The sequence below is a fragment of the Desulfuromonadaceae bacterium genome, assembly GCA_019429445.1.
GTDB lineage: Bacteria > Desulfobacterota > Desulfuromonadia > Desulfuromonadales > JAHYIW01 > JAHYIW01.
On the sequence record JAHYIW010000025.1, the window covers coordinates 24,828 to 39,586 of the forward strand.

Consider the following 14,759-nt stretch of genomic DNA (forward strand, 5'->3'; position numbering starts at 1 on the left):
GTATGACATTCCGAAGTAAAAATGCAACTTTTTCCGCGCTTGAGTTGCCATACAAAACGTGCCATCATGAGGCTCCGTAATACCTGTCTTCGCTTCAAGGAGTTCGTCATGGATCGCAATCTTGCAATGGAACTGGCTCGCGTCACCGAAGCGGCGGCTCTCGCCTGCGGACGCTGGGTCGGCAAAGGAAATAAACTCGCCGCCGACGACGCCGCCACAGAGGCGATGCGACGTACTCTCGATTCAATCGATATCAACGGTACAGTGGTGATCGGTGAGGGGGAAATGGATGAGGCGCCGATGCTCTATATCGGCGAAAAGGTCGGCAACGACAGCGCTGCAAATGAGGTCGATATCGCTGTCGATCCCCTCGAAGGAACCAACATCTGCGCGAAGGGAATGAGCGGTGCGATCGCCACGATTGCACTGGCACCCAAAGGGGGATTTTTACACGCGCCCGACATGTACATGGAAAAAATCGTCGTCGGCCCGGCTGGCAAGGGCGCGATCGATATTGATGCTTCGCCGACCGAGAACCTGAAACGGATTGCCGAGTCAAAAAGCTGCTACATCGAGGATCTCACCGTGGTCGTCCTTGACCGCCCCCGTCACGACAAGATGGTCAGTGAACTCCGCAAGGCCGGTGCGCGTATCCATCTGATTAGCGACGGGGATGTTTCCCCGGCGATCGCTACGGCGGTCGAAGAGAGTGGTATCGACCTGATGATGGGGGTTGGCGGGGCGCCGGAAGGCGTACTGGCTGCCGCCGCGCTCAAGTGCATGGGGGGCGATATGCAGGGCCGCCTGGTTTTCATGACTAATGAAGAACGCGACCGCGCAAAATCGATGGGTATCGACAATTTTGACAAGGTCTACGGAGTTGACGAAATGGCCAGGGGCGAGGTTGTTTTCGCCGCGTCGGGGGTCACCAGCGGCGACCTGTTACGCGGGGTACGTTATTTCTCGGGCGGTGCCATCACGCATTCCATCGTTATGCGGGCCAAAAGTCGCACCGTGCGCTTTATCGAAAGCCATCATTACTTCGATTTCAAGCCACTCTACTGAAGCACAATAAATGCTTGTCATTAGCCGGTCTTGTTGTTAGAATTCCGACGATTCCCTTGGCAGCTCAGCAACAGAGGATAGATTTCATGGCAATTATTACGGTCTCTCGGGAAATGGGCAGTGGAGGTATTCCGATTGCTCACCGCGCCGCTGAAGAGCTCGGCTATACGCTGGTGGACGGTGAAGCAATTCGCAGCGTCGCCGCCAACTATGGGTTGACTCTCGACGCAGTCGAAAACGCGGACGAAAAACCACCCGCGTTTGTCGAAAAATATGACGAAAAGATCCTGGTCGATCTGCACCTGATTGAGCAGATCGTCTTGGAATACGCTCAGCGGGGAAATGTCATTATTTATGGCCGCGGTGGTCAGGACCTGCTGAACAATATTGACAGTGTCCTGAGGGTGCGCATCACGGCACCCTTTGAGGAACGCGTCGAGCGCTGGGCCGAACGCGAGTGGCTCGACCCCGATCTGGCCCGGGTCCTGGTTCGCAAAAGCGATCAACAGCGCAACGGTTTCATCAAATATTATTTTGATCGTAACTGGGAAGACCCAATCAATTATGATTTGGTCATCAATACCTCCCGCCTCTCTGAGGACACTGCGGTCGCCCTGATTTGCGCCGCAGTCAAGGATGAAAATCTGGTCGAAAACAAGCAGCAGAGTAAAAAGCGAATCGCTTCCCTGCTTGTTCGTAAAAAAGCCGCAATTGCGATGCTCTCGTCAAAGGAGCTTGACGGACAGCATGTCTCTCTGGAATGTTGCGATGGGGTGCTAACGTTGGGGGGGCACGTTCACAGTCAGAAAGAACGAAACGCTGTCCTCTCGATCGCCAGGAATATTTCCGGGGTTGACGCGATTGCCGATAAGCTTACGGTTATCAGTTATCGGAATGAACCTGAAGAAAATTGACTACACTCTGATTCATCAACAAAAAAGCCGACCACATGGTCGGCTTTTTTGTTGAATTTTTCTTCCATCTTCCCCCTTCTCCCTTGTCGCAAAACACCACTCATGCTAGAGTGTCACGCTAAAATATCATTCCGCTTTTGAAGCGAAAAAACGAGGTAGAATACTATGTCTGGTCACAGCAAATGGGCAAACATCAAACACCGCAAAGGCGCACAGGACGCTAAACGCGGAAAGATCTTTACAAAACTGATCAAGGAAATTACCGTCGCCGCCAAAATTGGCGGCGACGATCTCGAAGCAAATGCACGGTTGCGGCTGGCCGTTGATAAAGCCAAGCAAGCCAATATGCCGAAAGACAATATTGATCGGGCGATCAAAAAAGGCACCGGCGATCTGGATGGCGTGGTCTACGAGGAGGGCATCTTTGAAGGCTACGGGCCGGGTGGCATTGCGGTGATTGTTGAGTTTCTGACCGACAATCGCACCCGTACCGTGGCTGATGTACGACATGCCTTCACCAAGTTTGGCGGCAGTCTCGGTGTCAGTGGTTCGGTGTCATTTATGTTCGACCGCAAGGGGCAAATCATTTTTGACGGCGATGCTGATTTCGATACCATTTTTGAAGCGGCCCTCGAAGCCGGGGCTGAGGATGTCAAGGAAGAGGACGATGTCATCGAGGTCATTACCGCGCCAGGAGAGCTGGAGGCGGTCCGTATCGCGATTGATGACCGGGGGTTGCAATACCAATCGGCGGAAGTCACCATGATTCCCCAAACGATGACAGCAATTGAAGGTAAACAGGCGGAATCATTAATGAAAATGATTGACGTCCTGGAAGACAACGACGATGTGCAGAGCGTTCATACCAATTTCGACATCTCCGACGCGGAGATGGAGCGGATTATGGGCTAACGGGTGCAACTGACTCATGCGCATCCTCGGCATTGATCCCGGCAGCCGGATCACCGGTTACGGTGTGATCGAAAAAACCGGCAATCGCCTGGTGCATATCGACAACGGCCCGCTGGTGACAAAAAGTACCGCGCCCTTTGCCGATCGTCTCAAGCAAATCTATGACGGCTTGGGCGAAATTATTTGTAGATACGCCCCGGAAGTGGTCGCCGTTGAACAAATCTTTGTTGCGCGCAACGTCAACAGCGCCCTCAAACTCGGTCATGCCCGCGGAGCAGCACTGCTGGCCGGAGTCAACGCCAATCTGCCGATTTTTGAATATACTGCACTACAAGTCAAAAGTGCGGTGGTCGGTTACGGGCGGGCAGACAAACAACAGGTTCAGCAGATGGTGCGTGTACTACTCAGTTTACCGGAAATCGCCCAGGAGGATTCCGCTGACGCCCTTGCTGTCGCCATCTGTCACGCCCACAGCGGCGGACTGAATCAACGGCTGGCCGACCTGACCAAAGTTCGCTGACAGGATATCCGGATGATTGCACTTATCAGAGGTCAGATCGCGTTTAAGTCCCTCGACCACGTCATTGTCGATGTCGGGGGGGTTGGCTATCGGCTGAGCATCCCGCTGACCACGTTTTATGCTCTCCCCGAAAGTGGCGAGGTCCGGCTTCATGTCCACACCCAGGTCCGGGAAGACGCCATCAATCTGTTCGGCTTTCTCACCATGGAAGACAAGGCGCTGTTCAAGTTGCTCCTCTCCATTTCAGGGGTTGGGCCGAAAGTGGCAATCAATATTCTCTCCCACCTCAGCGCCCCCGATCTGCGTCAGGCACTGGCAACGAGTGACGTCGCCCGGCTGTCGGGAATTCCCGGTATCGGCAAAAAAACCGCTGAGCGTCTGGCACTGGAGTTGCGCGACAAAATAGCCAAAACTGCGGCAGACAATGGCGGTGATACCGTCGCGCACCCTTCGCCTGGCAATATCCTTGACGACGCGCTCTCTGCGCTGATGAATCTCGGCTACAAGGAAAAGCAGGCCCGGCAAACCTTGAATGCGCTTGAAATTGCACCTGAATCAACCGTTGAAGATGTTCTTAAAGGTGCATTGAAAGTTCTGGTTAAGTAGAGTATTACGCTTTTTCTTCGTGTTCTCCGTGAGCTTCGTGGTGAACTTAAACAGTGAGCAGTGAAACTGATGGAAGAACGCCTGATCACCCCCGACTCCCTGAACGAGGACCATTTTGAGGCTTCACTGCGCCCACGCCTGATCGACGAATATGTCGGGCAGGCCAAAGCAAAAGAAAATCTCATTGTCTTCATTGAGGCTGCGCGCGGACGTGATGAAGCCCTCGACCATGTGCTCTTCTACGGGCCTCCCGGACTCGGCAAAACCACTCTGGCAAACATTGTCGCCAATGAAATGGGCGTCAACATCAAAAGCACCTCCGGGCCGGTGATTGAAAAACCTGGCGATCTCGCGGCGATTCTGACCAATCTGGATGCCGGGGACGTCCTTTTTATCGACGAGATTCATCGCCTTTCACCGGTCGTGGAAGAGATTCTCTATCCGGCGATGGAAGACTACCAACTCGACATCATCATCGGCCAGGGGCCTTCGGCCCGCACCATCAAACTCGATTTGCCGCGTTTCACGCTGGTCGGGGCGACCACCCGCGCCGGATTGCTCTCCTCGCCGCTGCGTGACCGCTTCGGCGTCATCAGCCGCCTCGAATTTTATTCCAACGCCGAACTGGCGATTATCGTCACCCGCAGCGCCGCTATTTTAAAAATTGCCATCGATGCAAAAGGCGCTGCGGAAATCGCTCGACGCAGCCGCGGAACGCCACGGATTGCCAACCGTCTCCTGCGGCGGGTGCGCGATTTTGCCCAGGTTCAGGGGCACGGCGTGATCGATGTCGAGACCGCCGACCATGCCCTCCATCGCCTGGAGGTTGACCACTGCGGTTTTGATTTCATGGATCGGCTCTTGCTGACCACAATTATCGATAAATTCAGCGGTGGGCCGGTCGGGCTCGACACGCTGGCCGCAGCAATCGGGGAAGAGAAAGACACGCTCGAAGATGTGATTGAACCGTTCCTGATTCAACAGGGATTTTTGAACCGTACCCCCCGCGGTCGCGTTGTCACCGAGCGCGCGCTGAAACACTTTCATCGCGCGCTACCGGGCGCATCCGGACCACTTTTCAGTGACTACGATCAACCGTAAAGGGCTCTCTCTTACACCGATGACTCCCCTGGAAAGGCTCCATTTTATCCGTCAGTTGCACCATTGGTCCGCAGCACTGATCGATGTCGGACGTTACCCGTTTCGCCGCGCCGAAATGTTCCCCCCGGTGGTGACCGCAAGCAAACTGGTTTCACCGCCTTTGGTGCTCTGGATCAATCGTCAAAGTCTCCAGGCCGGGGGCGTTATCTTCCTTTCCGATACGGGCTCAGAACCGCGCGATGCAGCCCGTTGTGCGCGGGCCCTCGGGATCAATTACTTTATCTTCTGGACCCCGCGAAACCTTACTTTATGGGAGCAGGCGAATGAAGCACACCCGCCCCACGCGGTGTGGGAATGCCCCGCGCCCCAGCCACAGCAGATTAATGATTTCCAGTTACTGTTGACGGAAGTCTTTGACCAGTTTCGCCAGCGGCTTATCCCCGGCGCCATCAGTGATGCCGACTTGGCCCCCGACTACTTTGCCACGCTTTGCTACCACACCCTCTTGTCGATTCGGCAACCGTTGCGTGAAGCCTTGCGCGTCGCTCGCGGGGCCAACACCTCCCCCCCCAACCTGCACCCCGCGCATGCTGCTTTTTCCTGGAGTATCGCAATTCTGCTCGATGCGCTGGCCCACCAGATCGACGAGCAACGTAGCGCTGGAGCTATTTCCGTCGCAGAGCTTCTGGCAGAGCAACTGTCTCCATGTCTCGATGCGCTAACAACCGGCATTGCGTTGCCGGACGCTGTCCATACCGTCATCCGTCAGCTTGAGCATCGCCTGCGTCAGCTCGGCTGGGGGACAGATCGTCAACGGGCTGTGGCGACGATTGAGCAGTGGATAGACAGATGCAGTCCACTGCTTAATCATCGTACCTCCGCATGGATCGAACCTTTACCACTGTCGGAAAAGCGCCTTTTCGTCAATCTGCCGACTGCTGCGCCGCGCGATATCTCCATCGCCCCGACACCGTTGCACGCTGCCACTACCTTGTGCCGCCTGCTGGACAGCAACGATGGAGCCTGCGCGCAGTCGCTTGCATGGTCAGGACTGACCTCGGAATCGTTCACTACCGTCGTCGCATCCTTGCCCCGTCAGCTTTTCTCCCCCTTTAATTTTCGCACCACAGAGGGACAGGCCGTGCTGCGCAAAACTTGGCCAAGTCGTCGTTTTTCTCTGACTGGGCAGACGCCGGCGTGGATCTACCACGGTCTTGCCCTGCTGGCCGTCCCGTGCAACGACGGCGCGTTATTTCTGGAACTCCCGGAGGAGTGGCTCATCCCCCCGGCAAACGCTCACTTTATCGAACTGATCAACCGCCATTACCAGCTCACGGAACTCTGTCTGGCCGATCACCGTCGCCAGCGCCTGAAACTTTGCCGCACCACCGTTGCAGGCGCCGTTGTCGTCACCGGAGATCATGGTCCGCGACACTTGCCTGCCGACGCGGAACAACCACTCACCGCATCCCGTCTTCGTCTGGCCCTCAGCGCAGCGGACGATCTCTGGGAAGCGTTGGCGGCCGGACAGCTGACTCCGCCGCTGGAGAAGTCGGACCAGCGTCTCACCCTCGCCGCCGAAACAACACTCTTCCGCTCCAGTGCCTGCGGTAAATTCCTTGCACCATTCCTTGATGATGCGGAACTTATGCCACTGCCGCCATTTGATCTGCTGGCGCTCTTTACCGGAGCAACAAACGCCACCGACGTCGAAAAGGCCGAGCGTGAGCTCTACCGACGGCTCGACATGCGTCCTTTTGACTGGGACGCCCTCCGTCAACCCAAGGATGTTAGTGACGGCAAACGCCGCCTGTTACGTCTGCCGCGGACAAAAATTCTGGATGAGCTGCAACTGGCTGCACACGCCGAAGGATTGCCCCGATTTCCGCACCATTATCTTTACGACTACTACAAACCTGCGCTGAAGCGCTTTACCTTTTCCGGCCCGCTGGAACAACAGGGCGAATTTTTCGGTTGCATTCAACTCCAGGACCCTCATGGCAAACGGATTGACGTTGATCATCTTTCCACCGCAGTCGCGCTGCAATTGGCCTCACACCTTTCGGAAAGAGAAGTATCCCTGCCCGAGGACATCGCGATCCTCGCCCGGATCGTGCGCCGCTACTGCAACGACCTGGCGACGCTGAGAAGCAGATTGCAAGACCTCGCCCACCGTCATCTTGACAATCAGCGCCAGGCCAACCGGCTGGTCGCTGAAGTCTGGGCACAATTGCCACTTCCCCCCTTAAAACTGCTTGACAAAATTAATACCATTGATTGAGTAAATCGGATATAATGCCGTTTTGGCGTTTCCTCTGATGACAAAGGCTGCTGATGCGAATCCTCCTGCATATCTGTTGTGCGAATTGTGCGATTTATCCGGTAAAAGTGCTGCGTGAAAATAACGGGGATGTAAGCGGTTGTTTTTTTAACCACAACATCCACCCCTATCAGGAATTCAAACGTCGCCTTGACTCACTGAAGGACTACGCCGAGCAGGTAAAACTCAATATCACTTATCAGGAAGAATATCAGCTGGAAGAATTTCTCGCCAATGTCGCGCATGATCCACATAATCGCTGCGATTATTGTTATCAGTCCCGCCTGACGGCCACTGCGCGGCTGGCGGCGGAACAGGGCTTCGATGCTTTTTCGACCAGCCTGCTCTACTCACGCTATCAGCAACATGACAAGATTCGAGACATTGGCGAAGCACTCGCCAGAAAGTTTAATCTGAAATTTGTTTATCAGGATTTTCGCAAAGGGTGGAATGACGGCATCAAAACATCCAAAGAGATGAATCTTTACCGCCAGCAATATTGCGGCTGCATCTATTCGGAAAAAGACCGCTACTACCCGCGCAGTCGTAACTGATGCAAGGCTGCGGACGGATATTTTTCGTTTCACATTACCATCGGCAACACTCATTATCAGCTGACTTCCCTGTTCACTGCTTCTTGCGCCACACGGCTGACGTTAAAGGAATGAGAACATGACCAGCGGATCGCAACTCAAGGTAGGCCTCGCTCTCGGCAGTGGCGCGGCACGTGGATTGTCTTTTATCGGCGTGCTCGAAGTTTTCGAGGATGAAGGCATTCCGATAGACTTCATTGCCGGAACCTCCATCGGTGCGGTGATCGGTGCGCTTTACGCCTCCGGCGTCTCTGCCGCCCAGTTAAAAGAAGCCGCGCTCAATATTGACTGGCGCAAACTGGCCGGATTACTTGATCTGGTATTGCCAAAGTCGGGGTTCATCAACGGCAATCAGGTTGCCGAACTTATTGCCGAGTTACTCCCCGCGCGTAATTTTTCCGAACTCCATATCCCGGTCGCGATGACAGCAACCGATGTCGAGTCTGGAGAATTGGTGATTCTCAAACAGGGCGACCTGCTGGAAGCCCTGCGGGCAGCCATTGCCTTTCCCGGAATTTTCACACCGGTGCGCTATGGAAACCGGTTCCTGGTTGACGGCGGGCTGTGCAATCCCCTGCCGGTCGATCTTGTCCGGGCGATGGGAGCGGATATCGTCATCGGCGTCAGTGCCATCCCTGATGTCGACAAGCGTTCTCCGCAAGAAGCCATCTTCCCCTTGCCCAAAGACGATGAGCGGGGCGTCTCACCAAAACTCCCTGCACAATTCTCGGCGGATGGAATTGAAACACTTTTCCGGCGCATCTGGAAACAACCTGCGACGCGCAAGGATGAACGCAAACCACCAAATATTTTCCGTATTTTTGCCCAAAGCATTGTCATTATGGAAAATGAGATTAATGCATTGCGCCTGTCTAAAAACCATGTTGACCTGCTGCTACGCCCCGCACTTCGCAACCTGACGCTGCTGGAATTCCATCGCGCTGCGGAGGCGATCAAAGCGGGAACCGACATTGCCCACCGTGAACTCCCTGCCCTGCGTAAACTGCTCAACAAAACGTGAAAACAGCGGCGACACACAGTTAACCAGCACGCTACAGATGTGCGTGCAGCACCACACACAACCGCTGCAATTCCGCAACACATTTCCATTTCATTTTTTTTCATTCAAAAAAACTCTTTTATTTCAGCTACATAAAAATACAAAAAAGATGGCAAGGTAATTGCTATTAACATATCAACAGATACATCTTGTTGATCGAAACACACATTTTGACAGACCAAAAAGGGACACCTTATCATGATTTTTCAGTGTACAATCGCCAAACAGGCAACGTTAAGCGGTATCGGCCTGCACTCGGGACGTACGATTAACCTTGTCCTGCGCCCGGCTGATGCTGGTACCGGAATCATTTTTCATCGCAGCGAAGGGGAACGCAGCGTAAGTATTGAAGCTGTTTCAGCCAACGTTGTCGATACGCGCCTGGCTACCGTTATCGGCAAAAGCGGTTTGTCCGTTTCGACGGTCGAGCATCTTCTTGCCGCACTTGCGGCACTCGGCATCGACAATCTTCATATTGACATTGACGGGCCTGAGGTGCCGATTCTGGATGGAAGCTCAGCCCCTTTTATTAAACTGCTCAACGACACCGGCCTGAAAAAACTCAACCGGAGCCGCAAGTTCCTCGCAATACGTAAGTCACTCTTTGTGATTGATGGTGAGAAACGGGTCAGCATTATTCCGTCACGCTTCTTTCGCGTCAGCTTCGATATCGCTTTTGATCATCGTTGCATCGGCCTTCAGCAACGTTCGGTCAAGGTCACCCCGAATGAATTTAACAAGAATATTGCGGCTGCCCGAACCTTCGGTTTTTTGCATGAAGTTGAGTTCTTGCGTTCGCAGGGACTGGCGCTCGGCGGATCACTTGACAATGCCGTCGTTATCGACCAGGACCGGGTGATGAATCCCGAAGGGCTACGCTTTCATGACGAATTTGTTCGCCACAAGATTCTTGACGCGATCGGCGATTTCAGCCTGGTCGGCTACCCGATTCTGGGTCACGTCAAATCGTATAAGGGGGGACATGACATCAACCACCAGTTAGTGGAAAAAATTCTTAACACCCCTGATGCGTGGAAACTAGTCGAGTTTACTGATCTTGATCTGGAACAGGCCATGCGGGGCATGCCTGCCTTCGCCCCGGAACCTGCTTTTTCCGAAGCTTGATTCACAGCTCAACAAAGCACCTTTTGACAGGCGGCCAGAACCATGGTCGCCTGTTTTTTTAACATTCACATCCACGTGATATTGCTTTGTTTTTTATAGCGATTGCGATATCTTGTTGAAACTGGATCAAACCGCAAGCGACAGAGTCCAGTTCCCCCTGGCAACCTTTACTCAGGACGTGTTTCCAGATCATGATGTCTCCGGCACCAACGGAAAATCGTCGTCACTCCGAATTACGTAAGCGGCGCCGCGAATGGCTGGTGATCATTTCCGTCGTCGTCCTGGTGGGGCTGCTGGCTCGCTTTGAGACGCGTCTTTTTGATCTGACCGAGAAAATTCCCCAATCCGGCAGTGTGTTGATGCTGGTTTTGATCAACATCAACATTCTGCTGATCGTCCTCTTCCTTTTTCTTGTTTTTCGCAATGTTTTCAAGCTGTTACTCGAACGTCGCCGGGGCTTGCCAGGTTCGCATCTGCGGACCAAGCTGGTGCTGGTATTTATTGGCCTGTCACTGGTGCCGACGATGCTGCTCTTTTTTGTATCAGCGGGATTCATCAACAACACGATTGAAAACTGGTTTAGCGATCAAATCGATTCCTCTTTGCAGGAATCGCTCGAAGTCGCCCAAACCTACTATAAAAATTCAGCAACGAATGCACTGTACTACGCTGAGCAGTTGGCGCTTTTCATCAAAGACGAAAAGCTTCTCAATGAAAACAACCTGCCCCGACTGGTAGACTTGATTCACCGCAAGCAACAGGAATATAACCTGGGCGTCGTTGAGGTTTTTTCGTCCGCGCTAGAAGAGCTTGCGCGCGCATCCAATCCCGATGTCCCCACGGCTGAGTTTACTGACCCAGGCTCTGAAAATCTGCGTGCAGCACTGCAGGGAAAGCGCTTTACACTCGTTACTCCGATCGGTAAAGCCGATCTGATCAGGGGCATTGTTCCGGTTTTTTCCAACTGGAAGCCAAATGATGTGGTCGGTGCCGTGGTCGTCAATTACTATGTCCCCTATTCTCTGGTCAGCAAGATGAAAGAAATCGCTGAGTCATATGATCAGTACAAGGAAACAAAACTGTTAAAAAATAAAATTCAGCAAGGTTACGTCATTGTGCTCTTGCTGATAGCATTGGTGATTATCTTCCTTGCAACATGGTTCGGCTTTCATCTGGCCCGCGGCATCACCGTTCCGATTCAGGAACTGGCGGCAGCCACCAATCGCATTGCCGCCGGAGATCTTGAGGTCACGATCGATGTGCGCAGCGATGATGAAATTGGCACACTGATCGATGCTTTCAATCAAATGACGACCGATCTTCGACGCGGGCAACAGGAAATAAAGACCGCGAATGATGAACTGAAAATCTCCAATCAGGAGCTGGACCAGCGCCGGAGCTATATGGAGATCCTGCTGCGTAACGTCACCGCAGGGGTCATTTCACTCGATAATCAGGGCACCATTACAACGATCAACAAGTCGGCCGAAGAACTGCTACAACTTTCATCGGAGCAGGTTCTTGGCAACAACTTTCGCACGACACTGTCGATTGAGCAATTTCATGCGCTGAAAGAATTACTTCAGGAATTACAACGGGCCGGAAGGGAAACCCTTCAACGGCAAATCAACCTTCCGGTTGGCAATACAACGATCACCATTTTTGTCAGTTTGACCACTCTCCACGACGAAAATAACGCCGTCATCGGCAGTGTGATTGTATTTGACGATTTGACCCAGCTGCTCAAGGCGCAACGAATGGCTGCGTGGCGTGAGGTTGCCCGGCGGATTGCACACGAAATCAAAAACCCCCTGACCCCGATTCAGCTATCAGCCCAACGCTTGCGACGGCGTTACCTGGAGCGTTTCAGTGCCGATGATACGGTTTTTGACGAGTGTACCCGTATGATTGTTCAGCAGGTCGAAGAGCTGAAAAATCTGGTCAATGAATTTTCCAGTTTTGCACGTATGCCCGCCAGCAACCCAACCCCGAACGATCTGAATGAAATCATCGCCGAATCACTCGTATTGTATCAGGAAGGACACAAAGACCTCAGCTTCACATTCACCCCGGACAAACGTCTTCCGCTGTGCCGTCTTGACCGCGAGCAGATCAAACGCGTCCTGATCAACCTGCTTGACAATGCGGTTGATGCAACTGGTGAAGATGGGCGAATTGAATTGGCCTCTCATTTTGACCCTTCACTGAAGATCATTTCTTTCACCGTGGCGGACAACGGCTGCGGCATCGCGGCCAACGACAAATTACGACTTTTTGAGCCTTACTATACGACCAAGAAGTCCGGCACAGGCCTGGGCCTGGCGATCGTTTCGACGATTATTTCTGATCATAACGGCTACATCAGAGTCAAGGACAACTATCCACAAGGAACACTCTTTGTGGTTGAGCTGCCGGTTTTTGGCAGTCACACCCCCGCATAAGCGGCAAGGAAAGATTCATGCGCACCATCCTGATTATCGACGATGAAGAAACGATCCGCGAGAGTCTTATCGGTATATTGAACGATGAGGGGTTTCGAACCAGCGTTGCTCAAAATGGCGAGGAAGGCCTGGAACGAGTCAAGGAAGAGAGCCCTGATCTTGTGCTGCTTGACATCTGGATGCCAGGCATTGACGGGGTTGAGACGCTCCGCAAGATCAAGGAAGATCGACCGGAGCAGATGGTAATTATGATGAGTGGGCACGGCACGATCGAAACCGCCGTCAAGGCAACAAAATATGGCGCCTATGACTTTATTGAAAAGCCCCTGTCACTGGAAAAAGTGTTGCTCAGCATCAACAACGCATTACAAATAGGCAAACTGGTTTCAGAAAATCGCAATTTAAAAGAAAAAATCGCCCGTGAAAACGAGATGATTGGTTCGAGTAAATCGATCATTCAACTCAAAGAACAACTTGCACTTCTCGCTCCGTCTTCAGGCTGGGTCTTGATTACCGGGGAGAACGGCACTGGCAAGGAACTGGTCGCACGATCGATACACGCCCAATCAAGCCGTGCTCAAAAACCTTTTGTGGAGGTCAATTGCGCAGCGATTCCCGAAGAACTCATTGAATCTGAACTTTTCGGTCATGAGAAAGGGGCGTTCACCGGAGCGACTGCCATGCGCAAAGGAAAGTTCGATCTCGCGCACGAGGGGACGTTGTTCCTCGATGAAATCGCCGACATGAGCCTGAAAACCCAGGCCAAGGTATTACGTATTTTACAGGAAAGAAAATTCGAACGTGTCGGCGGAACCCGGACGATAGAAGTTGATGTTCGCGTGATCGCTGCGACCAACAAAGATCTGGTCGAGGCAATCAATAGTGGATCGTTTCGCGAGGATCTTTATTATCGCCTCAACGTTGTTCCGGTGACGGTCCCCCCGCTGCGCAAACGCAAGGACGACATCCCCGCTCTCGCAAAACATTTTATCGAATATTTTTGCAGCAAGGAAAGTCGACGGATCAAGACGCTGCACCCTGAAGTCATCAACGCCTTGACTGTTTACAATTGGCCAGGGAATGTGCGTGAATTAAAAAACATGATCGAACGACTGGTCATCATGACCCCCGGTGATGAAATTATGCCGCAGCACCTGCCAAGCCCTCTTGGCATAGGACATTCGACAAACGAGCTGCCAAATGCGGCGGTGGCGTTGATTCCTGAACTGACATTTAAAGACGCAAAGGATTACTTTGAAAAAGCTTACCTGATGAAAAAACTGGAGGAAAATGACTGGAACATCTCACGAACAGCAGAACAAATTGGTCTGGAACGTTCCAACCTGCACCGCAAGATCAAGACTTATGGGATTGAACTGAAGAAGTAGCGCGCTGCGCTGCGCTGCGCTGTCGTTGTGGCTGGAGTAAAAAAAGAAGAGCCCCCCGACTCGGAGTGAGTTGGGGGGCTTTCTGAATAATTTCGGCGGCGACCTACTTTCCCACACAGTCTCCCATGCAGTATCATTGGCGCGGTAGGGCTTAACTTCTGTGTTCGAGATGGGAACAGGTGTGACCCCTACGCTATAGCCACCGAAAACCTTATAACTGGTTCTCAATTGCCTAAGACTATTACCGATACGATGTTGTTCTGCGGTTGATGCGAATAAACTTAACGGAGGGCGGGGCGAGGCGAACCTCGCCCCTTCCTCACAAAAAAACTTTTTATGGTCAAGCCTCACGGTCAATTAGTACCGGTAAGCTGAACACATTGCTGTGCGTACACATCCGGCCTATCAACGTTGTAGTCTCCAACGGACCTTCAGGGGCTTGCGCCCAGGGAGATCTTGTCTTGAGGGGGGCTTCCCGCTTAGATGCTTTCAGCGGTTATCCTGTCCGAACGTAGCTACCCTGCCATTGCCGCTGGCGCGACAACAGGAACACCAGTGGTTCGTCCATCCCGGTCCTCTCGTACTAGGGACAGATCCTCTCAAATCTCCTACGCCCACGGCAGATAGGGACCAAACTGTCTCACGACGTTTTAAACCCAGCTCGCGTACCACTTTAATTGGCGAACAGCCAAACCCTTGGGACCTGCTCCAGCC

Annotated in this window: 12 protein-coding genes and 2 rRNA genes; 12 read left to right on the plus strand and 2 right to left on the minus strand. The window is 52.9% G+C overall.

Translation table 11 applies throughout. The features are described 5' to 3' along the window. Positions 1–108 precede the first annotated feature (108 nt). From glpX to K0A93_10845, 12 genes are all read left to right on the plus strand, one after another. Complete coding sequence (gene glpX / locus K0A93_10790; GenBank protein ID MBW6512580.1) at positions 109–1,065, plus strand: class II fructose-bisphosphatase; 957 nt, start codon at positions 109–111, stop codon at positions 1,063–1,065. Positions 1,066–1,151: 86 nt separating this feature from the next. Continuing rightward, complete coding sequence (locus K0A93_10795) at positions 1,152–1,979, plus strand: cytidylate kinase family protein (GenBank protein MBW6512581.1); 828 nt, start codon at positions 1,152–1,154, stop codon at positions 1,977–1,979. A 165-nt stretch (positions 1,980–2,144) separates the two neighbouring features. Continuing rightward, the gene (locus K0A93_10800) at positions 2,145–2,891 is read left to right on the plus strand and encodes a YebC/PmpR family DNA-binding transcriptional regulator (GenBank protein MBW6512582.1); all 747 of its coding nucleotides are present in this window, start codon (positions 2,145–2,147) and stop codon (positions 2,889–2,891) included. Between the two features lie 16 nt (positions 2,892–2,907). Beyond that, entirely contained in the window at positions 2,908–3,411 is a 504-nt protein-coding gene (gene ruvC, locus K0A93_10805) for a crossover junction endodeoxyribonuclease RuvC (protein MBW6512583.1), read from the plus strand. 12 nt (positions 3,412–3,423) lie between these two features. Further along, complete coding sequence (gene ruvA / locus K0A93_10810; GenBank protein MBW6512584.1) at positions 3,424–4,017, plus strand: Holliday junction branch migration protein RuvA; 594 nt, start codon at positions 3,424–3,426, stop codon at positions 4,015–4,017. A 69-nt stretch (positions 4,018–4,086) separates the two neighbouring features. Beyond that, positions 4,087–5,118, plus strand: a complete 1,032-nt coding sequence (ruvB, locus tag K0A93_10815) for a Holliday junction branch migration DNA helicase RuvB (GenBank protein ID MBW6512585.1) — start codon at positions 4,087–4,089, stop codon at positions 5,116–5,118. Continuing rightward, the gene (locus K0A93_10820) at positions 5,099–7,399 is read left to right on the plus strand and encodes a hypothetical protein (GenBank protein MBW6512586.1); all 2,301 of its coding nucleotides are present in this window, start codon (positions 5,099–5,101) and stop codon (positions 7,397–7,399) included. The genes ruvB and K0A93_10820 overlap by 20 nt, the downstream gene beginning before the upstream one ends. Before the next feature lie 53 nt (positions 7,400–7,452). Then, on the plus strand, positions 7,453–7,992 hold the full coding sequence (locus tag K0A93_10825) for an epoxyqueuosine reductase QueH (GenBank protein MBW6512587.1): 540 nt from the start codon (positions 7,453–7,455) through the stop codon (positions 7,990–7,992). 118 nt (positions 7,993–8,110) lie between these two features. Further along, on the plus strand, positions 8,111–9,052 hold the full coding sequence (locus K0A93_10830) for a patatin-like phospholipase family protein (GenBank protein MBW6512588.1): 942 nt from the start codon (positions 8,111–8,113) through the stop codon (positions 9,050–9,052). Positions 9,053–9,289: 237 nt separating this feature from the next. Beyond that, complete coding sequence (gene lpxC / locus K0A93_10835) at positions 9,290–10,216, plus strand: UDP-3-O-acyl-N-acetylglucosamine deacetylase (protein ID MBW6512589.1); 927 nt, start codon at positions 9,290–9,292, stop codon at positions 10,214–10,216. Between the two features lie 194 nt (positions 10,217–10,410). After that, positions 10,411–12,657, plus strand: coding sequence for a HAMP domain-containing protein (locus tag K0A93_10840; protein MBW6512590.1), 2,247 nt, complete (start codon positions 10,411–10,413; stop codon positions 12,655–12,657). Between the two features lie 17 nt (positions 12,658–12,674). After that, positions 12,675–14,045, plus strand: a complete 1,371-nt coding sequence (locus tag K0A93_10845; GenBank protein MBW6512591.1) for a sigma-54 dependent transcriptional regulator — start codon at positions 12,675–12,677, stop codon at positions 14,043–14,045. Positions 14,046–14,135: 90 nt separating this feature from the next. On the opposite strand, the gene rrf is transcribed toward K0A93_10845, so the two are convergent. Together rrf and K0A93_10855 are read right to left on the minus strand one after the other, a co-directional pair. After that, positions 14,136–14,252: ribosomal RNA gene (gene rrf / locus K0A93_10850) — 5S ribosomal RNA — on the minus strand. 129 nt (positions 14,253–14,381) lie between these two features. Beyond that, positions 14,382–14,759 (minus strand): 23S ribosomal RNA (locus K0A93_10855); the annotation flags it as partial.